The sequence below is a fragment of the Micromonospora citrea genome, from assembly GCF_049629545.1.
GTDB classification, from domain to species: domain Bacteria; phylum Actinomycetota; class Actinomycetes; order Mycobacteriales; family Micromonosporaceae; genus Micromonospora; species Micromonospora citrea_A.
On record NZ_JBNADX010000008.1, the window covers coordinates 157,389 to 182,922 of the forward strand.

The following is a 25,534-nucleotide window of genomic DNA, read 5'->3' on the forward strand; positions in this document are numbered from 1 at the left end:
AGTCCCCCTGGACGGCACCGAGAGGGGAAGACAGGCATGAAGGCACTGACCTGGCACGGCAAGCGTGACGTCCGGGTGGACGACGTACCGGACCCCCGCATCGAGCAGCCGACGGACGCGATCGTCCGGATCACCTCGACCGCGATCTGCGGCTCCGACCTGCACCTGTACGAGGTGCTCGGCCCGTACCTGCGGCCCGGCGACATCCTCGGGCACGAGCCGATGGGCGTCGTCGAGGAGGTCGGCTCCGGGGTGACCCGGCTCAAGCCCGGCGACCGGGTGGTCGTCCCGTTCAACATCTCCTGCGGCGACTGCTGGATGTGCCGGCGACAGCTCTACGCCCAGTGCGAGACCACCCAGGTCACTGCCCAGGGCAAGGGCGCGGCCCTGTTCGGCTACACCTCGCTCTACGGCTCCGTGCCCGGCGGCCAGGCCGAGTACCTGCGGGTCCCGCAGGCGCAGTTCGGCCCGATCAAGGTCCCGGAGACCGGGCCGGACGAGCGGTACCTCTACCTCAGCGACATCCTGCCCACCGCCTGGCAGGCGGTGAAGTACGCCGACACCCCACCCGGCGGCACCTTGGCCGTCTTCGGTCTCGGCCCGGTCGGGCAGTTCTGCGCCCGCATCGGCCGCCACCTCGGCGCCGACCGGGTGATCGGGCTGGACCTGGTGCCGGAGCGGCTGGAGATGGCCCGCCGGCACGGCATCGAGACGCTCGACGTCAGCCAGCTCGACGACGTGCCGGGCACGCTGATCGACCTGGTCGACGGGCGCGGTCCGGACGCGGTGATCGACGCGGTGGGCATGGAGGCGCACGGCGCCCCGCTGGGCAAGGTCGCACAGACCGCCGCCGGGCTGCTGCCCGACAAGCTGGCCCAGGCGATGACCGACCGGGTCGGCGTGGACCGCCTCGTCGTGCTCAAGGCCGCGCTCAAGGCGGTCCGCCGGGGCGGCACCGTCTCCATCTCCGGCGTGTACGGCGGCGAGGTGGACCCGATGCCGCTGATGGAGATGTTCGACCGGGGCATCCAGCTGCGGATGGGCCAGTGCCACGTACGCCGCTGGACCGACGAGATCATGCCGCTGCTCTCCGGCGACGACGACCCGCTCGGCGTGCAGGACCTGCGCACGCACCGGGTGCCGTTGGGCGACGCGCCGAAGGCGTACGAGATGTTCCAGAAGAAGGAGGACGGCTGCGTGAAGGTCGTGCTCGCCCCGTGAGTCGGGTGGTGGTGGTCACCGGGGCGACCAGCGGCATCGGCCGCGCGGCCGCCCGGGAGTTCGCCGGCCGCGGGGACCGGCTGGTCCTCGCGGCCCGCTCCCCCGAGATCCTGGCGCAGGTGCGCCGGGAGTGCGAGGAGGCGGGGGCCGAGGTGCGCGACGTGCCCACCGACGTCACCGCGCCCGGCGCGCTCGACGCGCTGGCCGCCGCGACGGTCGAGCAGTTCGGCCGGATCGACGTCTGGGTGCACACCGCGGCGGTGATGGCGTACGGGCGCTTCGAGGAGATCCCGGCGGAGGTCTTCGAGCAGGTGGTCCGCACCGACCTGCTGGCCGCCGCCGGCGCCGCCCGGGTCGCGCTGCGGCACTTCCGGGCGGCCGGGGGCGGCACGCTGATCCTCACCGGGTCGGTGCTCGGGCACATCACCGCGCCCTACATGAGCGGCTACGTCACCAGCAAGTGGGGGCTGCACGGACTGGCCCGGGCGTTGCAGCAGGAGGCCCGGGACCTGCCCGGCGTACACGTCTGCCTGGTCACCCCGGGCAGCGTGGACACCCCGGCCTACCAGCAGGCGGCGAACTACGTCGGCCGGGTGGGCCGGCCGCCGCTGCCGATCACCACCCCCGAGCGGGTGGCCCGGGCCATCGTGGGATGCGCCGACCGGCCCCGCCGGGAGATCTCGGTGGGGCGGCTCAACGTCGTCATGCGGGTCGGCTTCACCGCGCTGCCGGCGGTCTACGACGTGCTGGTCGGGCCGCTGATGCGCCTCGGCGGTCTGACGAACCGGGCGGTCCCGCCGACCGAGGGGGTGGTCTTCCGACCGAACCCGGCCGGCGAGGCGGTCCGGGGTGGCTGGCTGCCCGACCTGCCGGGGCTGGTCCGCGCGGTCGGCGGCACCGCCGCGTCGGCCGGCGCGGCGGCGCTCCGCCGCCTCCGCTGACCGCCCAGCGCGCCCGCCGCCACCGCATCGCCGGCACGGGGGTGCCGCGGTGGATACCGTGTACTGCGGAGGACGGCGGGAGGGGACGAAGGCGATGGGGGCACCAGCGGACCGGGCACTGGACCGGGCGATCGGCGGGCGGCTGTGGCGGATGGCGGGGCTGGCCGCGGTGGCCGGGCTGGCGTGGGCGGCGCGGGACGTGCCGGCGGCGCTGGGCGGTCGGCTCACCGGCGCCCGGGCGGAACGGGCCGCCCGCTCCCCGCAGTTCCGGGACGGCACCTTCCACAACCGGGAGCCGATCCGGACGATGACCACCGGCGATCCGGGCCGCAACCTGGTCCGGGAGCTGATCTTCGGCAAGCAGCGCCGCCGCCCGACGGCCCCGGTGCCGCTGCTGCGCCCCACCCCCGCGGCGGCGACCACCACCGAACGCCACCTCGACATCGTCTGGTACGGCCACGCCTCCACCCTGATCGAGATCGAGGGGCACCGGGTGCTCCTCGACCCGGTGTGGAGCGACCGCTGCTCACCGTCGGCGAGCGTCGGGCCGAAGCGGCTGCACGAACCCCCGCTCCGCCTCGACGAACTGCCCCCGCTCGACGCCGTCCTGATCTCGCACGACCACTACGACCACCTCGACATGGCCACCGTGCAGGAGCTGACGCGCCGGCAGTCCGCGCCGTTCGTGGTGCCGCTCGGCGTGGGCACCCACCTCGACCGCTGGGGCGTACCGGCGGAGCGGGTCGTCGAGCTGGACTGGTCCGAGAGCCACCGGGTCGGCGGGCTGGAGATCTTCGCCACCGCCGCCCAGCACTTCTCCGGCCGAGGGCTGCGCCGCGACGGCACGCTCTGGAGCTCCTGGGTGGTCGCCGGGGCGCACCGGAAGGTCTTCTACACCGGTGACTCCGGCTACTTCGACGGGTACGCCGAGATCGGCGCCGAGCACGGGCCGTTCGACGTGACGCTGATGCAGATCGGCGCGTACGACCGGGCCTGGCCGGCGATCCACATGTTCCCGGAGGAGGCGGTCGCCGCCCACCTCGACCTGCGCGGCGGGCTGCTCCTGCCGGTGCACTGGGCGACGTTCAACCTGGCCCTGCACGACTGGGCCGAACCGGTGGACCGGCTCTGGGCCGAGGCGAAGGCCCGCGACGTGCGCATCGCGGTGCCCCGTCCCGGCGAGCGGGTCGTGGTCGACGACCCGCCGCCGGTGGACGGCTGGTGGCAGGCGGTCGCCTGACGTACCCCGGCGGGAGACCGCCCCCGGCGCGGCGCGACCGACGCGGATCCGGCTGTCCACTTCGGGACTGAGCGGGCGTCGCCGTCGATCCCCTCGGCCACTCTGATCCGTGACGACGGGCGTCCGCCCGTCGTGGAGATCGGAGAGCCGATGAGGACCCACCCCCGCCGGCGGTCGACCGGCGCGCTGCTGGCCGCGGCCATGGTCACCGCACTGGTCACCGTCCTGTTGCCCGCTTCGCCCGCGCTCGCGCTGCCCTCCGGCACCGGCTGGTCGGGCTCGTGGAGCTACTACCACCCCACCGCCTACCAGTACGCCGGCACCGTGCCCGGCGTACGGCTGACCGGCTACGCCACCGACAACGCGGGCACCAGCACCACGGTCGGCACCATCGAGGACACCGCCGACGACGGCCGCTGCGCCCGGGTCCTGCTCTACGCCTACGGCGTCGGCTACGTCGCCGACCGGACCACCTGCGTCAACGGCAGCTACCTGACGTACTCGACCGGCAGTTTCAGCCAGGGCCTGCTGGTGATCGTCTACCGGACGGTCCCCGGCACGAACACCCAGGACAAGGGCTTCGCCATGTACATCCCCGGCTCGTCGGCCGATCCGGAGATGCGGACCGTCGGCACCGGCGGCAGTTGGTCGTACTACACCTCCACGGCGTTCCAGTACACGGTGACCCGCCCCGGCGTCCGGCTCACCGGGTACGGCGCGCACAACGGGACGGACGAGCGCTCCTCGTTGAACACGGTGCAGAAGACGGCGACCACGGTCGGCTGCGCCACGGCCAGCGTCACCGGCGGGGTGACCACCAGCGGCGGCACCTGCGCCAACGGCGGCAGCACGTCCTTCCACCGGTTCGACCTGACCAACAACCTGGAGGCGTCCGCCTGCTACCAGCCGGTCCCCGGCACCCGACGCTGCCTGGCGATCAACATTCCCGAGCCCTGGTGACTCCGCCACCGGCCCGCCGGTGGCGAGCGGGCGCCTGACGTACCCGCTGGTGGCGACCTCGACGGGAGGCCGCCACCAGCGGAGCGCTCGACGGCCGACGCCGGCGGGCCCGCGGGGCGGCCGGCGCGGCGGACGACCGGGACGGGCGCGGCGGTCAGAGCACGAAGGCGTCCGTCCAGAGGGCGCCGGACCGGCCGGAGAGCGAGTCCAGCATCGCCACCGCCTGCCCGTCGGTGAGCTGGGCGACGAAGTCGATGATGGCCCGGCCCCGGGCCCGGCCGATCCGGTCCGGGGTACGCGGGTGCAGCTCCGCCTCGGCCAGCTCGACCAGGTCGTGCAGCCGGCGGGGCAGCCGGGACTCCTCCTCCGGGTCGAGCAGCCACTCCCAGAGCGCCTCGACCAGGGTGCCCAGCAGCCGGGCCTGGCCGCGCTGGTGCAGGGCCAGGTCGGGGCGGGCCAGCACGAAGCGGTGGTGGACGAACTTGAGCACCTGCACCTCGTGCCACTGCGCCTTCGCCAACAGCACGTGGCCGGAGCGGACGTCCGGCTCGGCGGTCACCCCGATCGCGTCGACGAAGCGGGTGGTCCAACGGGCGGAGAACCGGGCCACGTACTGCTCGGCCTCGATCGAGCCGTCGAAGGGCAGCGCGAGCAGCCCTTCGACCAGTTCCTGGCGGACGTGTTCGACGGCGGCGGCGAACGCCTCGTCATCGGCGATCCACGAGTCCTTGCGGTGCAGCTGGCGGCGCAGCCGCTCGATCGCCGAGCCGGGACGGCGGGCCGCGCCGGTCAGCGCCGCGTCGGTGACCGCCCGCAGGTGCCCGCCCTCACGCTGCCAGGCCATCAGCTCGGCGGCCACCGCCCCCTGCTGGAGCACCCCGACCCGGTAGAAGTCCTCCACGTCGTGGATGGCGTACGCGATGTCGTCGGCGGTGTCCATCACCGACGCCTCGACGGTCTGCTGCCAGTCCGGGATGCGCCCGACGAACGGCTCCCGGGCCTGCCGCAGGTCGGCCAACTCGGTGCGGTACGCCCCGAACTTCGCCGAGCCGCTCTCCGGGTCGTCCGGCGGGGCGGCGGCACCCCGGGGCGCGGGGTCGAGGTGCCGGGGGTGCGGGTCGGGGTGGTCCAGCCGGGTCCACGGGTACTTCAGCATCGCGGCGCGGACCGCCGCGGTCAGGTCGAGGCCGGTGGTGGCCGCCCCCCGGATCTCGGTGCTGGTGACGATCCGGTACGACTGGGCGTTGCCCTCGAAGCCGTCGGCCAGCCCGAGCCGCTGCCGGGCCAGCCGGTCCAGCACCCGCTCCCCCAGGTGCCCGAAGGGCGGGTGGCCCAGGTCGTGGGCGAGCGCGGCGGCCTCCACCACGTCCGGGTCGCAGCCGCCGAGCTTCTCCAGCAGGTCGCGATGGCGCTCGTCGGCGGTGAGCCGCTCGGCGACGGCCCGGGCCACCTGGGCGACCTTGAGGCTGTGGGTGAGCCGGTTGTGCACCAGCAGGCCGGACCCGCCCGGGCTGATCACCTGGGTGACGCCGTTCAGCCGGGAGAAGAAGGGCGAGGCGACGATCCGGTCCCGGTCGGCCCGGAACGGGCTGGCGGCCAGGTCCCCGAGCGCACGGGCGCTGCCACCGAAGAGCCGACGGGCCCGCGGATCCGCAGGTTGGTCCATGATCGCCACGCTAGCGCAGCGGACGCCCGACCAGCGACGGGTCCGTCCCGCCCGCCGCCTTCGCGGCACGGACCTGCCGCGCCCGGCCCGGCGCGGCGCGCAGCCCCGCCCAGCGCGGCGCGCAGCCCGGCCCGGCACGCCGGCGGCCCGGACGCCGCGCGAAGCGACGGGGGTGGTGGGCGGCGTCGGGGGCGGGCGGCAGAATGCAGCACGGAACCCACAGCGAAGGCGGATCAAGATCGTGACCCAGTCTGTTCATCAGCGGATCGCCGACGAGCTCGGCGTCGCCGAACGTCAGGTGCGGGCGGCCGTGGAACTGCTCGACGGCGGCGCCACCGTGCCGTTCATCGCGCGTTACCGCAAGGAGGCCACCGGCCTGCTCGACGACGCGCAGCTGCGCACCCTGGAGGAGCGGCTGCGCTACCTGCGGGAACTGGACGAGCGGCGGGCCGCGGTGCTGGAGTCCATCCGCGGCCAGGGCAAGCTCGACGAGGCCCTGCAAGCGCAGATCATGGCCGCCGACTCGAAGTCCCGGCTGGAGGACATCTACCTGCCGTACAAGCCGAAGCGGCGGACCCGGGCGCAGATCGCCCGCGAGGCCGGGCTGGAGCCGCTGGCCGACACGCTGCTGGCCGACCCGACGCAGGACCCTCGTCAGACGGCGACCGGTTTCGTGGACGCCGACAAGGGCGTCGCGGACGCCGCCGCCGCGCTGGAGGGGGCGCGGGCCATCCTCATCGAGCGCTTCGCCGAGGACGCCGACCTGATCGGCACCCTGCGCGAGCAGATGTGGTCGCGGGGCCGGCTGGTCTCCCGGGTACGCGACGGCCAGGAGAGCGCCGGCGCGAAGTTCGCCGACTACTTCGACTTCGCCGAGCCGTACACCCGGCTGCCCTCGCACCGGATCCTCGCGATGTTCCGGGGCGAGAAGGAGGGCGTGCTCGACCTGACCATGGACCCGGAGTCCGACGGTGACGCCGACGCCCCGGTCACCGGCCCGACCCGGTACGAGGCGGCGATCGCCGGCCGATTCGGCGTCGGCGACGCCGGCCGCCCGGCGGACCGGTGGCTGACCGACACGGTGCGCTGGGCCTGGCGTACCCGGATCCTCATCCACCTCGGCGCGGACCTGCGGATGCGGCTGTGGCAGGCGGCCGAGGAGGAGGCGGTGCGGGTCTTCGCCACCAACCTGCGCGACCTGCTGCTCGCCGCGCCCGCCGGGGCCCGGCCGACGATGGGGCTGGACCCGGGGCTGCGCACCGGCGTCAAGGTGGCCGTGGTCGACGCCACCGGCAAGGTGGTCGCCACCGACACGATCTACCCGCACGAGCCGCGCCGGCAGTGGGACGCCTCCGTCGACACGCTGGCCAAGCTGGCCGGGGCACACGGCGTCGAACTGGTCGCGATCGGCAACGGCACCGCCAGCCGGGAGACCGACAAGCTGGCCGGTGACCTGATCAAGCGGCACCCGGAGCTGACGCTGACCAAGGTGGTGGTCTCCGAGGCCGGCGCGTCGGTCTACTCCGCCTCCGCGTACGCCTCGCAGGAGCTGCCCGGGCTGGACGTGTCGCTGCGCGGGGCGGTCTCGATCGCCCGCCGCCTGCAGGACCCGCTCGCCGAACTGGTCAAGATCGACCCCCGCTCGATCGGCGTCGGGCAGTACCAGCACGACCTGTCCGAGGTGAAGCTCTCCCGCTCGCTCGACGCGGTCGTCGAGGACTGCGTCAACGCCGTCGGCGTGGACGTCAACACCGCCTCCGCGCCGCTGCTCACCCGGGTCTCCGGCATCGGCGCGGGGCTCGCGGAGAACATCGTCCTGCACCGCGACGCCAACGGGCCGTTCCGCACCCGGTCGGAGCTGAAGAAGGTGGCGCGGCTCGGCCCGAAGGCGTTCGAGCAGTGCGCCGGCTTCCTGCGCATCCCCGGCGGCGACGACCCGCTCGACTCCTCCAGCGTGCACCCGGAGGCGTACCCGGTGGTGCGGCGGATCCTCACCACCACCGGGCAGGACCTGCGCTCCCTGATCGGGAAGTCGGCGATCCTGCGCGGGCTACGGGCCACCGACTTCGTCGACGACACGTTCGGCCTGCCCACCGTCACCGACATCATCGCCGAGCTGGAGAAGCCGGGCCGTGACCCCCGGCCGGAGTTCCGGACCGCCACCTTCGTCGAGGGGGTGGAGAAGATCAGCGACCTGACCCCGGGCATGGTGCTGGAGGGCGTGGTCACCAACGTGGCCGCCTTCGGCGCGTTCGTCGACGTGGGTGTGCACCAGGACGGCCTGGTGCACGTGTCGGCGATGTCGCACACCTTCGTCAAGGACCCGCGCGACGTGGTCAAGTCCGGGGACGTGGTGAAGGTCCGGGTGCTCGACGTGGACGTGCCCCGCAAGCGGATCTCGCTGACCCTGCGGCTGGACGACGAGGCCCCGGCCGGGGCCGGTCGTCCGGCGGGCGGTGACGGGCGTCGCGAGCGCGGCGGCCAGCGCGGCGAGCAGGGCGGCGGCCAGCGGGGCGGCTCCGGCCCGCGCGGCGGCTCCGGCGGTCAGGGCGGGGACCAGAGTGGACGCGGCGCGGCCCGGGGCGGCGCCGGTGGGCAGCGCGGGGATCAGGGCGGACGCGGTGGCGGCCGGGGTGACCGGGGCGGACAGCGCGGCGGGCCGCAGCAGCGGCAGGGCCGGGGCGCGCCCGCGCCGCTGAACGACGCGATGGCCGAGGCGCTGCGCCGGGCCGGACTGGCCTGATCCCGCAGCGGCCATGACGGTGACCCCGGCGCAGTGAGCGCCCGGGCCACCACCTCGCCGCCCCGGCTCCCGCGGCACGTCCACCACCGTCGGCTCCTCCTGCGCCGCGCTTTCGTGTGCGCGGGTGGCGGTGGTGCCGGCGAGCTCCCCGGCCGCTACCTCGCCGCTGCGGCGCAGCGAGCGCCGGGGCCGTCAACACGCCGGCTCGCCGTGGTCCTGCCCGTGCGCGCCTGTCGAGTCCCGCACCCGGCGGACCGGCGCAGGGACCCGACCGGGGGCGAGGCGGACGCCGGGGCCAGCACCGCGCACCGTGGTCCTGCCCGTGCACGTCCGGTACGCCGGATGCGGGACCCGACCGGGGGCGAGGCGGGCGCACGGGCGTACCGTCTCGGTGTGGACGACCCGGACGGGACCTGGCGGGAACAGCGGCAGCGGGCGGTGCGGGCGCACGCGGCGGCGGCCGACGCGCGCCGCGCCGCCGAGCACGCCGAGGCCGCCGAACTGGTCGCGGCGTTCGTCGCCGAGGCGACCCGGCGCGGCCTGCGCCCGGCCCGGCTGACCGCCCTCGGGTACGACGGTCGCAGCCGCTACCGCACCCGGCTGCGCGGCTGGTACCTCGACCGGGCGCGCACCCGCGCGGTCGGCGTCGACGGCCGCTTCTACCTGCTGACCGTGCCGTCCAGCCTGCGGGCACGGCTGCTCGGCGCGGAGCCGTCGCCGTCGGCGGCGCCGCTGGTGGTCGGCGAGGGCGGCCGGGACGGCGAGTCGATCCCGCTACGGGCTCTGCTCAACCGACGGTTGGCGGACGGCGACGACGGGCGCTGACGCCTGGGCGGGCCGGTCGTCGCGCCGTTTCAGACCGGCAGGACCGGAATTCCGTCCGGCCCGGTATCGCTGCCGGACGACATCCCCGCATCCGATCGGTGGGCGGCCGTGCCCAGGAACTCGCAGCCGGTGGCGACCCCGGGCGCGGAGACGCCCTCGCGGGAGAGCACCACCCGTACGGTCGCCGCGAGGATCCTCAGATCCAACCGGAACGAGCGGTTGTCGACGTACTCGACGTCGTACTCGAACTTCTCCTCCCAGCTCAGGCTGTTGCGGCCACGCACCTGGGCCAGGCCGGTGATTCCCGGACGGACCTCATGCCGGCGGGCCTGTTCCGGGGTGTACCGGTCGAGGTAACGGATCAACAGCGGGCGTGGCCCGATCAGGCTCATGTCGCCGCGCAGCACGTTCCACAGCTCCGGTAGTTCGTCGAGGCTGAACGCCCGCAGCCACCTGCCGACGCGGGTGAGCCGGTCGGCGTCAGCCACCAGGCCCCGGGCCGGGTCGACGGGCCGCATGGTGCGGAACTTCACCATCTGGAACAGCTCACCGTCACGGCCGGGGCGAGGGTGCCGGAACATGACCGGCCGGCCCAGCGTCACCAGTACCACCAGCGAGACGGCCAGCAGGACCGGGGCGGTGAGGATCAGCAGGACGGCCGCCCCCACCACATCGAGTATCCGCTTGTACCGGTCGTACCGGCGAGTGGACGGCAGAGGCGGGAGCGGTGCGGCCTCGAGGGTGAGCAGAGAGCCGGAACATCGGCCACCGGCGTTCTCGAAGATGCGTTCTTGCACAGGTGAGTCCTCCAGAAAGTCCAGCGAACGTCTGCTCACGCCACCACCGGAACCCGATCTCGCTCCGGGGCAGCCGCAGCGTCGGGATAGGTGTCCAGGCGGACCTGGTCCCCAACGGCGTTGGTCCACGTGAGCATCACCAGATCGTCCGCGCCCGGGTTTGCGATCTCGTACTCCCACATCGTCGGAACGTCGACCACCACCACCTCCTCCTCGCCTGCCACGGTCAGGCGGACGACCGCCTGGTGGCCGACGCGACGGAGCACGATCTCCGCCGTGCCGTCGAGGACGAGGATGCGCCTCACCGTCGCCAGGTGGAAACGGCCGACCTGACGCTCACCGGGTCGCACGGTCGAACGGTGAACCTCACCCGTGCCCTCGGCGTCAGCCGACATCGCCCTGAGCGCCTGGTCTGCGGTTCCACGAGGTGCCGGCAGGAGGGGATGCCGACTGGGAACCAGGTGGGATCGATAGGTGTTGAAGAGCCGGACCGCATACCGGTCGGGCAACGAGGGAAGGCTTCCCCGGCGGTAGGTGCCGGCGTAGCCGGAGAGACGCCGGGCCAGCTCGGGGAGGGTGATCGCGGTTGCTGGCATCGCCGCGTCCCACGTCCCGGATGCGGGGGCTCCGAGCAGCCGTGCGGCGGCATCCGTCACATGCACCAACCTCAACTCCCGATCCTCGTGCACCTCGGGTACGCGCCCGTTGACCAGGACCCCGCAGAACGTCGCGGTGACCCCGTTCCGGAAGGGCCGGCCGTGCTCGCCGTACAGGTTGGGCAGTCGAACGTCCAGGAGGTCCGGTCTGGCGTCGGTCAGCGTGGCGGCGGCCATCGCCTTGGCATCGCCGTACGGCGTACCGTTGCCGGCGAGCACGGAATTTGCGAAGACCACCGAACCCGGTGGCCGAGCAGAGCGACGCAGGCCCTGCGCCAGCGCTTCGGCCAGTTTCACATTTCCCGCGACGACCTCCGTCGGGTCACCCAGATTGACCCCCGCCAGGTGCAGGACGCGGTCGACCCCTTCGAGCCGGGCGGCCACGACCTCGGGGGCTGCCAGGTCGGCCTGGCTGAGCACCACGGGCTCTGGCCAGCCCAGCGCTTGGGCGAGAACGCGTACGTGCCAGCCGAGGAACCCTCCCGCGCCGGTGACGGCTACGCGGGGGCGGGCGAGTTCGGTCGGACTGGCGCCGCCGGCGTTCGAGAGGGAGTCGCAAATCTTCACGAATATGTCCTATCAGACCGGAACGCCGCTTAGCGGACGAAAGCCGATGAACCGGGTGGGATCAGATTGCTTTCCGCCCCAAGGAGATCCAGTATCAGCTCCACGTAGTACGCGGCCACATGGTCCTGAGACCAGGCGTCCATCGTCTCCGACCGCAACCTCACCGTCTGTGCGCGCAACTGCGTCAGCAGGGCGGAGGAGACGGCCGCAGCCCGAGGCGGGACCAGCGTCATGCCCTCCAACACCCCGTCGGCGACCGCGCGGATGCCCCGGTTGTCCACCGCCACCACCGGCGTACCCATCATCAGGGCCTCCGCCACGGCAAGCCCGAAGCCCTCGCGCAGACTGGTCGACAACACCACGTCCGCGGCCGCCAACTCGGCTCCTGGCTCCGCCGTCCAGCCGGCCCGGGTGATGCCCGGCTCCTCCGGCGGATGCCACGACGGTTCGCCGGGGGCGGTCGACCCCACGATCCGCAGCTCAAGATCCGGCACGGACCGCCGCGCCAGTCGCCAGGCCTCGACCGCGAGGTCGATGTTCTTGTCCGGCGTCAGCCTGGCGAGCACCAGCGCCCGCGGGGGGCGGCCCTGCCGCGGCAGCCGCGGCAGCCCGTCCGAACGCAGTCGAAGGGGGTCGATCCCCGCTCCCCCGCAGGGCGCGAGGTGCACCTGCGCGCCCGGGGCCAGCCGCTGATAGATCTGCTGGTCACCACGGTTCGCCGCCACGTACGTCGGGGTGAGGCGGGACATCGCGCGCTCCACCGCGGAGAAGAGGCGCCCGGCCCGGTCCGCGCTGCCGAAGAGCGTCCCGTGCACGACCGCCACGTGCGGAGTTCGGGTCACCCGGGCGACGACCCGGCCGAGCGCGATCCCGTACGGAGTGTTCAGGTGCAGCAGACGCGGCCGCTCGGAGCGCACGATGCGGGTCAGGTCCCGACCGGCCCGGGCAACGGTACGCACGCCTTCCCGCCGGAACGGGGTGATCTCGTACACCTCGTCGAAGCTCTTCTGCAGCGACAGCGGCACCGTTCCCCTGCCCGCCACCGCCACTCTGCGGAACCCGTGCGGGGCGAGCGCGCGGGACACCGGCGCGACGAGGGACTCCAGCGTCGTGCCCAGCGCGGCGAGGAACAGCACGCAGTGGTCCCGCTCAGCCACGTCGCCGACCCTCGGCCTGTTGGTACGCCCACCAACCGCGGTGCGGAAACGCCACTGTGGTCAATTCACTCATGAAAGGGCCTTCTCGTCGTAGTTCACATCTCGTCTGGGTCAACGACCAACCGGACCGCTGGTCGTGACGGCGCGACAGCTGCGTGCACGGGCACTGCCGCAGCGCCGGTTCGCACAGTGGGCGCGGTCACGAGGCAGCCGTGTCGCCCCACTGAGAATGCACCTGCGCTGACCGATCTCGTCGGACTTCACCCAGGTCCACGACGACCATTCGCGCGCCACCGGCGATCACCCCCGGCCGGCCCGCTCCGCCTCACCAGGAGCTGCGTCGAACATGAGCGGCGCACAGATATCGAGACCAAGAAAACGGATTCCGGCCCCCCGGGAACGTGAAAACCAGGGGTGGACCGAGAGGATTCCGACAAGCAGTTAGGGGATTCGTGTGACCCCGGGCCCGCCGCCATGCCCAGAAGCGTCGCTGCCGCACTGACGCCGGCACAGCCGGCCCAGCACGTCGAGCCGCACGGCACGCCGGAACGCCCGGTGCGTCGTTACAGATGGTGTTGGGGGGCCTGCTCAGGGGAGCGTTCGCATCGTGAGACCCATGGAGCAGAGGAGTTTCTCCAGGTGAATCGAGAAGGAGTGCCGCAGATGTGTCATGTGGCTGTTGAGCGGCCGCACCGGGCAACTGCCCGAAGGGGTGCTGCGTGAGGGTCGTGGTTACCGTCGAGGCCCGGTTCTCCAGGACGCCGGATGGCGCGGTCTGGTCGGTCGAGGGTCCGAGCTACTCGTTCTGGACCCGTTATCTGTCAGCCTTCGACCAGGTCAGGATAGTGGCACGCGTCCAGAACACACCTGAGGTCGGCGACGACGCCCGCCGCGTGGACGGCCCTGGCGTCGAGGTATGGGGCATACCCTATTACCTGGGCCCGCGGGAGTACCTAACTGTCAGGCGTGCCGTTCACCGCAGCGTGGCCGCAGCGGCCGGACCGCACGACGCGGTCATACTTCGCGTGCCGTCGCTGATCGGCACCATAATGGCCGGCCTGCGGGAAAGGAACTCACTACCGTACGCCCTCGAGGTGGTCGGCGATCCCGTCGACGTCCTTTCACCGAAGGCTGTCAGTCATCCACTGAATCCACTCTTCCGCCGCTGGTACACGAGTCGCATGAAACAACAGTGCCTGCGGGCCGCAGCCGTTTCATACGTCACCCAACGCTCATTGCAGGCCCGATACCCGACGCGGCCCGGGATGCCGACCTCCGCCTACTCGAGCATAGACCTGCCGACGGACGCGTTCGTTTCCGCCGCACGCGTGTTCCGGCCCGCCGCGGGGCGGACGGTTCTGATCTCCGTGGGCTCGCTCGCCAGGCCCCACAAAGGCATCGACACTCTGCTGGAGGCGCTGGCGCTCCTGACGCGTGCGGGTTCGGACGTCGGGCTCGTACACGTCGGCGACGGGCTTTTCCGCCCTCAGTTGGAGCAACTGGCCGCACGCCTACGGGTCGGCGACCAGGTCCGCTTCCTCGGGACGTTGCCCAGCGGCGAGCCGATCCGTCGACAGCTCGACGCAGCCGACCTGTTCGTACATCCGTCCCGGGCCGAGGGGCTTCCGCGGGCGCTCATCGAGGGGATGGCTCGCGGACTGCCCGCGGTGGCCACCCGGGTCGGCGGAATACCCGAACTCCTGTCCGACGAGGATCTCGTGCCGCCGGACGACCCGCCCGCCCTGGCGAAAGCGATCACCCGCATGCTCCGTGATCCGAAGCTGATGGCAGGCGCCTCCGCGCGCAACCTAACGCAGGCTCGGCAATACGCGGCCGATCTGCTTGCCCCCCGACGCGACGATTTCTACCGCGCCCTGCGATCCAGCGTCGCCGATAGCGCGCAGACAAGGGCCGTCGAATCGGCGCAGGGAGCGAGCTGAACAGTTCGTCTGTCAGATGCCGCCTTGCCGGTCTGGCAGGGAGGGGGTGAGGTTCCCCGGTTCGCCGCAGGGTTTGATGTTCCCCGGGTTTCTCGGAGCCGTGTTGGTTGGCGTCAGGCTACGCACAGGGCGATCGGGTGTAGCCTGACATACTCGATCGGGGTGAGAATGCCCAGTCAGCTGTGGCGGCGTTGCCGGTTGTAGAAGATCTCCAGGTACTCGAAGGTCGCGTTGGCCAGTTCGATGCGGGTGCGCCGGCGACGGCGGTTGAGCAGCTCGGTCTGCATCCGGCCCCGAGGACGCGGCCGCGGTGGCGGGTGTGTCGTCGCCGGTGGCGATCCGGTGGTTCCGGCACGCTGGCGGTGTGAATCGTGCGTTGCCGCCGACGGTGTCAGGCCGCTATCTGTCGACAAGTGAACGAGAGGACATCGCCTTGGCGAGGTCGCAGGGCTTGGGCGTCGTGCGATCGCCCGCCAGTTCGGCCGAGACCCGTCGACCATCTCGCGGAGTAACGGCGCAACGCCTCGACCAGGACATACCGGTTGGACTACAAGGCTTCGACCGCGCAGTGGCATGCGGAGCGTCGAACACGCCGGCAGAAGACCGCGAAGCTGCTGGCCAATGATCGGCTGCGAGAGTACGTCCAGGAACGGCTTGCGTGTGCGATCCGGACAGCGGATGGCCGGCCAGTTACCGGCCCGCAGGCCCGCAGTGGCTGGGCCGCAACAAGCCCCACGAGGCCGATCGGGCATGGACGATTGGGTGGAGCCCGGAGCAGATCTCCCGGAGGCTCAGGGCGGAGTTCCCGGAGGACGAGTCCATGCGCATCAGCCATGAGGCGATCTACCAGGCGCTCTATGTTCAGAGCCGCGGCGCCCTCGCCGAGACGATCACCCAACTGCCCGAGCAGCTCCGCAGATCACTGACGTGGGACCGCGCCAAGAGTTGTCGGCGCACGCACGCATCACGGTCGAGACCGCCGTCCCGCGGTTCTTCGCCGACCCCCACAGCCCCTGGCAACGCGGCATTAACGAAAACACCAACGGCCTGCTGCGGGCAGTACTTCCCGAAAGGCACCGACCTCTCCAGGTGGAGCACCGAAGGAATCAACGCCGTCGCTACTCCCTCAACATTCGACCACGGCAACCCTCCACTGGAAGACCCCCACCATAGCCCTCGACGATCACCTGCAATCGCTCGCAACGAGCTGGTGTTGCGACGACCGGTTAAATCAGCCTCCTGCGCACGAAGCGCAGGAAGCACCGATCGCCGAGCCAGGGATCAAGGGAGAATCATCGGTCTGTGCTCAACTTGACGAGGGCGACAGCGGACGTGATCGATGCTGCATCGGTTGCGAAGGTGCAGCGGAACCCTCCCCGAAACGCTTTCCGCCCGGAATGGCCGTGGAGAAGAGCCACACCACGGCGAAAAGAATAGCGCCGTACAGAGCTGTTTTGAGGAAGGCAAGACTCTCCCCTCGGAAATTGTACATCCAAGTTACCGTGAATAGGACGCTAGCGTACGCGTAGCAATGACCCCTATCTACCACACTTATCAGACGGCGCTGCACGACTGTCAACAATGCAAAGAGGACGGGAATACCGACGAATCCGAAGTTCAGGTATGCCTCTGCGACTAGCGAGAAGCCGTACCCGCTCGCCGAGCCAGCGTTGTACTCCTCCACCAGCCAGACTCCGAGAGAATGCGACGGGGCGCCTGGGACAAGACTGGCCAGGCTTCGCATATAGGTCTCGCCATACGCGAATGGAGTGACATCCGGAACGGCCGCCATGACGAACGTATCGGGAAAGAGCGTGCTGCCTTCGTTCAGGAGGCGGGAAATCAGATCACCCTCGACGGCGAGGGGGTTACCTCGAAGACCTGCAAGGACGACCGCACCTATGGCTCCGGCCGAGCCTGCAGCCAGCAGCCGCACGGACATGGGCCGGTGGCGGAAGAGATGGACATGCAGCAGGATGCTAAACGCCACAAAGATGAAATCTCGCTCCTCAGTTAGCAGACAGTAGGTTACATAGCAGGCAAAATTTATCCAGTACGTCACCTTTCCGAAGCGAGTCATCGTGGCGGTGAAGTAGAGTGCGCAGCACAGGATTTGCGCCAGCAGGAAGTCGTAGTGCCATGGCCCACTCTGCTGAATACGCTCCAGCTTGCTTCCCGAGAATCCCGCCGTTCCTCGGCTGATAATGACCACCAGAGCATAGCCCGCCAAGGCTAAAAACAAGAACGGTGGCAGGTGGTAGCGGCGTCCGGTGTCGTTGAGCCGGGACCGATCCAGTACGGTCCGGCGGGCGGGCAGCAGGAAGCCGACGATCAGCATCCCGATCAGCGCCAGCAGAACACCCAATGCCGCCAGACCGATCTTGCTCTGCGCCGCGCCGGAGTAGATCCTGTTGCCGAGTGCGAAGTTCACCACCGGGCCAAGGCCAAAGTATGCGAAGAACGCGGCCAGGTACGGCAGGGTGTCCCGCCGGCCCGACCGCAGCAGCAGGACAGCGGGCACCGCAAATGCCCCGGCACATATCAGCCAGATGATCGTTACATTGTTCAGATCCATGCTCACTTCGCAAGTGCTCGCTTTAACAGGAGGGCTTTCAGGAGACTGTCACCGCCGACCGTGATGACCACGGACCAGGCGCCCCCGATCAACCCGAAACGTGGCACCAGTAGATATCCGCCAACCGCGGCGACGGCTACCATGATCAGGCTGGCGATCAGCTGGTTGCCGAACCTTCGGAGAGCGGAGAGTGCGCCATTGAGGAAGAAGACCACACCGCTGAGCACCGCCGCGACGGTCAGCAGGATCAGCACGGTGGTTTGGCCGTCATACGACGACCCGTAGACGACGCGGACGGTGACGGGTCCAATGGCGGCCACTGCGGCGACGGCCACCGCGCCGCAGGAAAGCGTCCCCAGCACCAGTTTCAGGGTGAGCGTGGTGAAGGCCGACAGGTCGCCTGCCGCGGATAGCCAGGTTAGTCGGGGTAGCAGCACCTGATAGAGCGCTGCGAAGAGGATGTTGGCGACGAGCACGACGTTGGCCAACGCCGCAAAGATGCCCAGGGCCGCAGCGCCCGCCACGTGTTCGACAAAGTACCGGGGCAGATTCACCGACAGCGACACCAGACCGGAGGCGATGCCGAGCGGCGCGGCGATCACCGCAAGCCGAGTAATCCGGCGCAGGGCCACCAAGGGGTCCGACGGCGGGACGTCATGAGCCACACCGGCCGTCCATGCAGCGGCGCCTAGCGGCTTCGCGGCCCAAGCGCAGTAGCCGATCGAGCCCACCAGGGAACCAACGACCGAGCCCACCACGGCCCACTTGATGCTCCCGGTCAGCATCAGCAGTGAGACCACTGCCACGATCGTGATGAGGCCGTTACACATCATCGATATTGCGATAGGGCGCATGCGCTCATGCCGCTGGAAAAGGCCCCAGTAGATGTCCCCCACGGCATCAAGAGCCTTGGCGACGCCGACCAGCAGTACTATGACCCCGTGCGCCTCTCCGACAAGCGCCGCGAGGACGCCGATCAGCACCAGCGCGACGACCATGCCTGACATTCGAAGCCGCAGGTAGTCGTTGAAGCTGAAGAGATGGCCGGTGTCCGTCACCTGCACCGTTCGTAGCGCAAAGCCGGCCAGCAGGATGATCGGTGCGCTGACCGAAAGCCCAAGAGCGTACTGGCCGACCATCTCCGGTGTGCCGAGGCGGGACAGCAGCACGATGACCGCCCACTGAGCCAACTGGGCGACGATGACGCCGAGCATGCTCCAGGTGATCCCGTTGCCGGCGTGCGGTAGACCTGCGGGCGTCGTCGCGACCGGACCAGCGACCCGTGGTTGACCCACAGGGTCGATGACCGACTGGTGTCGGGAGCCGCTTCCCCTCACCACTACACCGTCCTGTCCAGAGGTCGACGGGCGAACGACATTGCGTCAACGTGCTGCTGGCACGCGGGCCGACATCCACGCGACGGTGTTTTCGAGACCCACGCGCAGTGGGTAACGCTGAGCCGAAGGAAACAATTGCCTCAGCCGCGAGGAGTCGGCCTGCGAGTCGCGCACGTCGCCGGCGCGCGGTGGGCCGTGCACGACCTCGAGCGGCCGGCCGAGCACCTCCTCCAACTCGCTGATGAGTTCCAGCAGGGAGATCCGTACGCCGAAGGCGAGGTTGACCACGTCCGGGGCCGAGACCCGGCGCAGCACCGCGTCCACGATTACGTCTGTAACGCTGCCGACGTAGGTGAAGTCGCGTGTCTGTGTACCGTCACCATGCACCTGCAGCGGTCGACCAGAGAGCGCTGCGCTGACAAACCTGGGGACGACGGCAGCGTACGCGTGGTTCGCCGCTTGGCGGGGTCCGAAGACGTTGAAGAAGCGGAAGGGCAGCACGGACATGCCGTAGCAGGTGGCGTACGCGACGGCGTACGCCTCGGTGGCGAGCTTGGAAACCGCGTATGGGCTTACCGGCATGGGCCGGAGGCTCTCCACGCGGGGCAGCACCGGGTTCGCCCCGTAGACGGAGGACGAGGACGCGACGATCACCTGGGGCACGCCGTGGCGACGGACCGCCTCCAGCACCGTCAGGGTGCCGGTGGCATTGGCGTGGTGGCTGCAGATCGGATTGTCGATCGAGCGGGGCACCGAGCCGAGGGCCCCAAGATGGACGACGCTGGCCGCCCCCGCGACGGCCTCGTCGAGCAGATCGGGGTCGAGCACGCTGCCCTCGAACAAGCGGACCGGCAGGTCGAGCAGGTTGTCGCAGGATCCGGTAGACAGGTCGTCCACCGCGACGATCTCCCTGACCTGCGGCACCTCGGCGAGCGCCCGCACCAGATTGGAGCCTATGAAACCGGCCCCTCCGGTCACCACAATCTTCACGGTTTCTCCATCCGATCGGAAGCACGACGGCATCAGGCCGTCGTGCCGCACCCATGACGGCCCAACGATCGGCACCCCGGCAAGACGCGCCGAAACGCCATTTTCGCCCCATTCGACATGGACTGCGGCTCGAACACCCCCCGTGCGGCCCGTCCTTGTGATGAGCCGTACCGGTGACGGGATCGGGTCTGGTGCTGCACCGTCGAGTCGCACGCCTGCCTGGCCTGTAACGTGTGCGGCGACGATGGTGGTCGTCAACGACACCGCGCTGGTCGGCCAGCCCAGCTCCGGCCTCGTCACCGCCACCTTTGCGAAGGGCAGCCACACGCCGACCGGCTCGACCGCGTACAGCTACCGGCGGTTGAACCGCTGGCCTCTCCGGCTGCAGACGTCGTGGTGGTCACCCCGTCGGCACCGTAGTGCCTGGGTGCCGGTTCCCTCCGGCAGGCAGCGTGAGTTCAGTCAGGCCCGCTCCCTCGCAGCGGGGCACGGAATTTTCCCAGCACACGAGCCACCCCGTCCGGAACACTCGGCAGGGACCTCACCCACCCATTGACATCCGTCTCCACCGAGCGGAAGGCTCGCGACACAGGTCCTTCCACCGAAGGGGATGCGATGAGACCAACACGGCTGGCGATCGCCGGCGTGTTCACCCTGGTCGGCGCGCTGGCGCTGACCGCCCCGGCGACCGCGCGGCCACCGTCCGACCCGGACGGCCGCGACAGCTTGGAGGTGTACGTCGGCACGCTCGACGCGCAGCAGCTGGAGAAGCTGCGCGCCGCGGGGGTCGACCTCGGCCACGACCACCGTGGCACGGAGCACGACGGGTCGACCCGCGTGGAGACCGTGCTCAGCGAACGCCAGGCGCGGCGCCTCGCCGGTCAGGGCGTGAAGCTCGACGTCAAGAAGGTGCGCGGCAAGGCGGCTTCCCAGGCGCTGCGCGAGCAGGCGGCGGCGGGCTGGACGGCGTTCCGGTCGTACAGTGAGCCGGGCGGCCTGCGCGACGAGATCACCGCGACCGTGGCGCGGTACCCGAAGCTGGCGAAGCTGGAGACCATCGGCCGCACGGTGCAGGGCAAGCCGATCCTCGCGGTGAAGGTCACCAAGAACGCGCGGACCGTGCCGGACGGACGGCGCCCGGCGGTGCTCTACGGCAGCGCCCAGCACGCCCGTGAGTGGATCACGCCGGAGATGACCCGCCGGCTGATGCACCACGTGCTGGACAACTACGGCACCGACCCGGAGATCACCCGGGTGGTGGACAGCACCGAGCTGTGGTTCCTGCCGGTGGCCAACCCGGACGGCTACGACCACACCTTCACCCCGGGCAACCGGCTGTGGCGCAAGAACCTGCGGGACAACGACGGCGACGGGCAGATCACCGCCGCCGACGGCGTCGACCTCAACCGCAACTTCGCCTACAAGTGGGGGTACGACGACGAGGGCTCGTCGCCGGAGCCGAACAGCGACACCTACCGGGGCGCCGGCCCGAACTCGGAGCCGGAGACGAAGGCGCTGGACCGGCTCTTCAAGCGGGTGGGCTTCGAGTTCTTCGTCAACTACCACTCGGCCGCCCAACTGCTGCTCTACGGCGTCGGTTGGCAGGTGAGCACGCCGACCCCGGACGACGTCATCTACGAGACGATGGTCGGCGACGACGCCCACCCGGCGGTGCCCGGCTACGACCCGGACATCTCCGCCGAGCTGTACACCACCAACGGCGACACCGACTCGCACGCCACGGTCCGCTACGGCACCCTCGGCTTCACCCCGGAGATGTCGACCTGCCAGTCGGCGGCGGCGTCCGACCCGGACGACCAGTGGCGGCCGGAGGACTGTGTCAGCGGCTTCATCTTCCCCGACGACGAGAAGCTGATCTCGGCCGAGGTGGCGAAGAACCTGCCGTTCGCCTTGGCGGTGGCGAAGTCGGCGGCCGACCCGGACGACCCGGTGTCGGTGGTCGGCCGCAGCACCCCGGACTTCGTGGTGGACGCCTTCGACACCTCGTACGGGCGCACCCAGCAGGTCGCGTCGATCACCCGGCGGGCGCTGAAGGACGTCCGGATGCACTACGTGGTCAACGGCGGTCGGCCGAAGACCGTCAAGGTCCGCGAGTGGCGCGGCGGCGAACGGTACGGCGACACGCACTCCGACTACTACGCCGAACTGCGCGGCACGGTGACCGGCACGAAGCCGGGTGACCGGGTCGAGGTCTGGTTCACCGGGGTCAAGCCGCGCAAGGGCCCGGTGGCCAGCGAGCGCTTCACCTACCGGGTGCACGACGACGTCGGCGGGGACGTGCTGGTGTTGGCGATGGAGGACGTGACCGGGCTGAGCCCGGCGCAGACCGGCACCACGGCGAAGTACGCCGACGAGATCGCCGCATCCCTGACGAAGGCCGGCCGCAGCAGCGACGTCTACGACTTCGACGTCATGGGCCGCAAGGCGCCGCACCACCTGGGTGTGCTGTCGCACTACCGGGCCGTGGTCTGGGAGACCGGCGACGACATCATCCTGCGCTCCCCCGGCCAGGTGGGCGGCACCGCCGCCCGCGCCGCGCTGGACACCGAGCTGGCCGTCCGCGACTACCTCAACGAGGGCGGCAAGCTGCTGGTCAGCGGCAAGTACGCGCTCTTCGCCCAGGCGGCGAACGGCACGTACGTGTACCAGCCGAACGGACCGGCGGAGTGCACCGATCCCGACGACGTCACCTGCCTGGCGCTGTTCAACGACTTCCAGCAGTACTACCTGGGGGCGTACAACTACGTCAGCGACGGCGGCAGCGCTCCGGAGGGCGACCCGTACCCGGTGCGGGGCGCGGACGGGGCGTTCGCCGGGTTCTCCGGTCAGCTCAACGCGGAGGGCTCCGCCGGCAACCAGGACCACACGGCGTCGTTCCTGTCCACGTCGAGCTTCCTGCCGCCGGAGCAGTTCCCGCAGTTCGCCAGTTCGGCGACGGTGGACTGGGGTCGGCCGGGCGCCGCCCCGTTCGACCCGCGTACCGGTGACTGGTACCTGTACAGCGGGCGGGCCGACGAGTCGTACAAGCGGCTCACCCGGACCGTCGACCTGACCTCGGCCACCAGCGGTGAGCTGCGCTTCTTCACCTCGTACGACATCGAGCAGGACTGGGACTTCCTGATCGTCGAGGCGCACGAGGTGGGCAGCGACGACTGGACGACGCTGCCGGACCGCAACGGCCGCACCGGCACGGTGACCGGGGAGAGCTGCGCCTCGGGCTGGGTCACGGTGCACCCGTTCCTCGCCCACTACCAGGGCGCGGACTGCTCCCCCACCGGCAGCACGGGCACCTGGAACGCGGCCACCGGCGCGTCCGGCGGCTGGCAGGAGTTCTCGGTCGACCTGTCGGCGTACGCCGGCAAGCAGGTCGAGGTCTCCATCTCGTACGTCTCCGACTGGGGCACCCAGGGCCTGGGTGTCTTCCTGGACGACGCCCGGGTGTTCGTCGACGGCGCGGTGGTCTCGGAGACCTCCTTCGAGTCCGCCGATCTGGGCGGCTGGACGGTGAGCGGGCCGCCGGCCGGCTCCGCGACGGGCGCCAACGACTGGTCGCGCAGCCAGCAGGCGTTCGAGGAGGGGGCGGCGGTGGTCACCGACGACACCGTCTACCTCGGCTTCGGCCTGGAAGGGCTGGCCCCGGCGGCTCGGGACGACCTGGTCGCCCGGTCGCTGCGGCACCTGTTCGCCCGACCGTGAGCAGGAGGTAAGCCCGGGTGACAGTCGTGCGGCGGGAGACTTCCCGGCCTTCCGCCGCACGCCTTCGCCCCCCGGTTGCCCAGTCGAGGTGTCGGCAGAGTGTGGAGAGGACGAAGTCGACCACGCGACGGGACGTGTCGAGCATCAGATAGTCGGCCTGGAGGACACGCCGGCCGCAACCGGTTCACGCGTCGGCAGGCTCGGGGCTGACCCCCGTACCCCAGATGACCGACGCCCAGGGCCAGCCTTGTGGGACAAAGTTCGATCCGAGGTTCCAGGCACGGGAGGTGATGCTGTACATCGCACCGAGAGTGCCGGGGCGGACCTGCGAACAAGGCAGCAGAGGGCCCCCGGCCTGGCCAGTCCGTACATCGGTAAACCCTGCCCGCTCGAATGCTGCCTTCATCTGCTCTGTCGACATGATGTCCAGGTTGTGTGCGGCTGCGGTCTCCGGACAGAACCGCCGCATGAGGCGTGCAGTGACAGGATGCGAGTAGTTGGGCACGGTGACGGCTGCCATCCCGCCGGGACGCAGGAAACGGCGGTGATATCCGATTGCTTCGGCAGGATCGGTGAAGTGCTCGACCAGCCCGAATGACACCACCAGATCGGCGGAGGGGAGGGTGGAGGTGCGGATGTCACCCAAGTGCAGAGAGGCGGGGACTCCCGCCGCAGCCAGCGCCTTCTCTGCCGCCTCAAGGCCACCTGGAGCATAGTCGATTCCTGAATAGCGGTAGGCGGGCCTGAGTTGGTGCAGTTCAACCAACATGCTGCCGGGTGCGCAGCCCAACTCCAGAACCTCGATCTGCCCGGGCTTGCCGGTGCTGTCCAGCAGATCGGTGAGCAATTGACGCCAGGAGCGGGTTTGCCGCAGTCTCTGCTTGACAATGGTGACGGCACGGTTGGTCCGTCGGCCGGTCCAGATGCTGTCCCAGCTATCGGCAGTCGTCAGGTGGTTATCGTTAGTCATGGCGTTCCTCTCTCATCGACAGTCACAACGACCACTCGTCAGGCTTGAAACTGCCCGTGTCCTAACCGTGAATCAGTTGCAGCGGGGCATGAGAGGTCAGCCGGCGATCTAGGCAGAGACGACGGCCCTGGATGCCCAACGACACCCGGGACGACCGGATGCTCCTCGACTGGCTGCCGATCACCGTCATCACGCCCGTCATCTGTCCTGGTCCCCCGATTACCACCACCTTCGCCTCAACGAGAGATCCTCGACCGGAGTTACTCCGCGCCGGACGGGCCGTGTGGTGAGCTGTACCGGTGGCGGGGTACGTGTTCGGTCTGGTGCTGCATCCCACCCGGGACGTCACCGAGGTGGTCGGGATCATCGAACGGTGGGCGGCCCGGCACGGCAAGGCCCTCGCCGTCCGGGCGGAGGACCGGCACCGGGTGCCCGCCTCGGTGCAGGCGGTCCCGGCGGCGGAGCTGGCCGCCCACGCGGACGCGTTGATCAGCATCGGCGGGGACGGCACCATGCTGGGCGCCCTGCGCTCGGCGGTACGCACCCCGAAGCCGGTGCTCGGGGTGCACCTGGGGCGGGTCGGCTTCCTGGTCGAGGTGGAGCCGCCGGACCTGCCGCGTGCGCTGGACCGGCTGGTGGCGCACGACTTCACCGTCGAGTCGCACGCCTGCCTGGCGTGTGACGTCTGCGGCGACGACGTGGTGGCGTTCAACGACGTGGCGCTGGTCCGCCAACCCGGCTCCGGTTTCGTCACCGCCACCCTCGCCGTGGACGGGCAGCGGTACGGCTACTACCGCTGTGACGCCTTGATCGTGAGCACGCCGACCGGCTCGACGGCGTACAGCTACGCGGCGGGTGGGCCGCTGGTCTCCCCGGCGACGCACGCGGTGGTGGTGACCCCGTCGGCGCCGATGGCCGGCATCTCCCGCTCGGTGGTGCTCTCCCCGGGGGAGACGATCCACCTGGAGCTGCGTCCCGACTCCGCGCCGGTGACCGTGGAGATGGACGGCCTGGTGATCCGGGACGCCGCGACCGAGGGCGCGGTGCACGTGCGCTACCAGCGCGACGCCGGGCTGGTGGTCCGTTTGGACCCGCGCCGCTACCAGGAGCGCAACCAGCTCAAGCTCAGTCTGCTCGACCTGCCGCTGCTGCCCGACCAGCTGCGGGAGCTGCTGCCGGACGGGCTGCGGGAGCAGCTGCACCGCAAGGAGCTGCCCCCGCCCCGTTGACCG

Annotated in this window: 17 protein-coding genes and 1 pseudogene; 10 read left to right on the top strand and 8 right to left on the bottom strand. The window is 70.6% G+C overall.

Features of this window, described 5'->3' with window-relative positions:
- Positions 1-36 precede the first annotated feature (36 nt).
- The 4 genes from ACPFP2_RS11880 (at position 37) to ACPFP2_RS11895 (ending at position 4,362) form a co-directional block, all read left to right on the top strand.
- Positions 37-1,221 (top strand): zinc-dependent alcohol dehydrogenase, encoded by a 1,185-nt coding sequence (locus ACPFP2_RS11880; protein ID WP_424088888.1) that lies wholly within the window; start codon positions 37-39, stop codon positions 1,219-1,221.
- A complete protein-coding gene (locus ACPFP2_RS11885; RefSeq protein WP_424088890.1) occupies positions 1,218-2,162 on the top strand; it encodes an SDR family NAD(P)-dependent oxidoreductase in 945 nt (314 codons plus the stop codon). The genes ACPFP2_RS11880 and ACPFP2_RS11885 overlap by 4 nt, the downstream gene beginning before the upstream one ends.
- A gap of 94 nt (positions 2,163-2,256) precedes the next feature.
- The gene (locus ACPFP2_RS11890) at positions 2,257-3,402 is read left to right on the top strand and encodes an MBL fold metallo-hydrolase (protein ID WP_424088891.1); all 1,146 of its coding nucleotides are present in this window, start codon (positions 2,257-2,259) and stop codon (positions 3,400-3,402) included.
- Positions 3,403-3,552: 150 nt separating this feature from the next.
- The gene (locus ACPFP2_RS11895) at positions 3,553-4,362 is read left to right on the top strand and encodes a hypothetical protein (protein WP_424088893.1); all 810 of its coding nucleotides are present in this window, start codon (positions 3,553-3,555) and stop codon (positions 4,360-4,362) included.
- 154 nt (positions 4,363-4,516) lie between these two features.
- Here ACPFP2_RS11895 and ACPFP2_RS11900 read toward each other — a convergent pair whose 3' ends face one another.
- Positions 4,517-6,028, bottom strand: coding sequence for a deoxyguanosinetriphosphate triphosphohydrolase family protein (locus ACPFP2_RS11900; RefSeq protein ID WP_424088895.1), 1,512 nt, complete (start codon positions 6,026-6,028; stop codon positions 4,517-4,519).
- Positions 6,029-6,269: 241 nt separating this feature from the next.
- On the opposite strand from ACPFP2_RS11900, the gene ACPFP2_RS11905 reads away from it, so the two are divergent.
- Both ACPFP2_RS11905 and ACPFP2_RS11910 read left to right on the top strand, forming a co-directional pair.
- Entirely contained in the window at positions 6,270-8,771 is a 2,502-nt protein-coding gene (locus ACPFP2_RS11905) for a Tex family protein (RefSeq protein ID WP_424088897.1), read from the top strand.
- Between the two features lie 393 nt (positions 8,772-9,164).
- Positions 9,165-9,596, top strand: a complete 432-nt coding sequence (locus ACPFP2_RS11910) for a hypothetical protein (RefSeq protein WP_424088899.1) — start codon at positions 9,165-9,167, stop codon at positions 9,594-9,596.
- A gap of 29 nt (positions 9,597-9,625) precedes the next feature.
- Here ACPFP2_RS11910 and ACPFP2_RS11915 read toward each other — a convergent pair whose 3' ends face one another.
- From ACPFP2_RS11915 to ACPFP2_RS11925, 3 genes are read right to left on the bottom strand one after another with little or no spacing between them, the layout of a single operon-like run.
- A complete protein-coding gene (locus ACPFP2_RS11915) occupies positions 9,626-10,381 on the bottom strand; it encodes a sugar transferase (protein ID WP_424088985.1) in 756 nt (251 codons plus the stop codon).
- 47 nt (positions 10,382-10,428) lie between these two features.
- Positions 10,429-11,616, bottom strand: a complete 1,188-nt coding sequence (locus ACPFP2_RS11920) for an NAD-dependent epimerase/dehydratase family protein (protein WP_424088901.1) — start codon at positions 11,614-11,616, stop codon at positions 10,429-10,431.
- A 29-nt stretch (positions 11,617-11,645) separates the two neighbouring features.
- Positions 11,646-12,773: a glycosyltransferase gene (locus ACPFP2_RS11925; protein WP_424088903.1), complete on the bottom strand. Its 1,128-nt coding sequence runs from the start codon at positions 12,771-12,773 to the stop codon at positions 11,646-11,648.
- Between the two features lie 728 nt (positions 12,774-13,501).
- Between ACPFP2_RS11925 and ACPFP2_RS11930 the strand changes: the two genes are divergently transcribed.
- On the top strand, positions 13,502-14,713 hold the full coding sequence (locus ACPFP2_RS11930; RefSeq protein WP_424088904.1) for a glycosyltransferase family 4 protein: 1,212 nt from the start codon (positions 13,502-13,504) through the stop codon (positions 14,711-14,713).
- Between the two features lie 310 nt (positions 14,714-15,023).
- Positions 15,024-15,943 (top strand): annotated as a pseudogene (locus ACPFP2_RS11935) (IS30 family transposase).
- 76 nt (positions 15,944-16,019) lie between these two features.
- Here ACPFP2_RS11935 and wzy read toward each other — a convergent pair.
- The 3 genes from wzy to ACPFP2_RS11950 are packed head-to-tail and all read right to left on the bottom strand — an operon-like array spanning position 16,020 to position 19,615.
- Positions 16,020-17,288, bottom strand: coding sequence for an O-antigen polysaccharide polymerase Wzy (wzy, locus tag ACPFP2_RS11940; RefSeq protein WP_424088906.1), 1,269 nt, complete (start codon positions 17,286-17,288; stop codon positions 16,020-16,022).
- 2 nt (positions 17,289-17,290) lie between these two features.
- The gene (locus tag ACPFP2_RS11945) at positions 17,291-18,628 is read right to left on the bottom strand and encodes a lipopolysaccharide biosynthesis protein (protein ID WP_424088908.1); all 1,338 of its coding nucleotides are present in this window, start codon (positions 18,626-18,628) and stop codon (positions 17,291-17,293) included.
- Between the two features lie 42 nt (positions 18,629-18,670).
- On the bottom strand, positions 18,671-19,615 hold the full coding sequence (locus ACPFP2_RS11950) for an NAD-dependent epimerase/dehydratase family protein (protein WP_424088910.1): 945 nt from the start codon (positions 19,613-19,615) through the stop codon (positions 18,671-18,673).
- 615 nt (positions 19,616-20,230) lie between these two features.
- On the opposite strand from ACPFP2_RS11950, the gene ACPFP2_RS11955 reads away from it, so the two are divergent.
- On the top strand, positions 20,231-23,332 hold the full coding sequence (locus tag ACPFP2_RS11955) for a M14 family zinc carboxypeptidase (protein WP_424088912.1): 3,102 nt from the start codon (positions 20,231-20,233) through the stop codon (positions 23,330-23,332).
- Between the two features lie 184 nt (positions 23,333-23,516).
- Here ACPFP2_RS11955 and ACPFP2_RS11960 read toward each other — a convergent pair whose 3' ends face one another.
- Complete coding sequence (locus ACPFP2_RS11960) at positions 23,517-24,302, bottom strand: class I SAM-dependent methyltransferase (protein WP_424088914.1); 786 nt, start codon at positions 24,300-24,302, stop codon at positions 23,517-23,519.
- 299 nt (positions 24,303-24,601) lie between these two features.
- Between ACPFP2_RS11960 and ACPFP2_RS11965 the strand changes: the two genes are divergently transcribed.
- Positions 24,602-25,531 carry an NAD(+)/NADH kinase gene (locus ACPFP2_RS11965; RefSeq protein WP_424088916.1) on the top strand — a complete coding sequence of 310 codons (930 nt, stop codon included), beginning with the start codon at positions 24,602-24,604 and terminating at the stop codon, positions 25,529-25,531.
- Positions 25,532-25,534: the final 3 nt, after the last annotated feature.

Coding starts and splice junctions, on each gene's coding strand:
- ACPFP2_RS11900 (WP_424088895.1), bottom strand. CDS start 6,028: ATGGACCAACCTGCGGATCCGCGGGCCCGTCGGCTCTTCGGTGGCAGC.
- ACPFP2_RS11955 (WP_424088912.1), top strand. CDS start 20,231: ATGAGACCAACACGGCTGGCGATCGCCGGCGTGTTCACCCTGGTCGGC.
- ACPFP2_RS11895 (WP_424088893.1), top strand. CDS start 3,553: ATGAGGACCCACCCCCGCCGGCGGTCGACCGGCGCGCTGCTGGCCGCG.
- ACPFP2_RS11890 (WP_424088891.1), top strand. CDS start 2,257: ATGGGGGCACCAGCGGACCGGGCACTGGACCGGGCGATCGGCGGGCGG.
- ACPFP2_RS11880 (WP_424088888.1), top strand. CDS start 37: ATGAAGGCACTGACCTGGCACGGCAAGCGTGACGTCCGGGTGGACGAC.
- ACPFP2_RS11960 (WP_424088914.1), bottom strand. CDS start 24,302: ATGACTAACGATAACCACCTGACGACTGCCGATAGCTGGGACAGCATC.
- wzy (WP_424088906.1), bottom strand. CDS start 17,288: ATGGATCTGAACAATGTAACGATCATCTGGCTGATATGTGCCGGGGCA.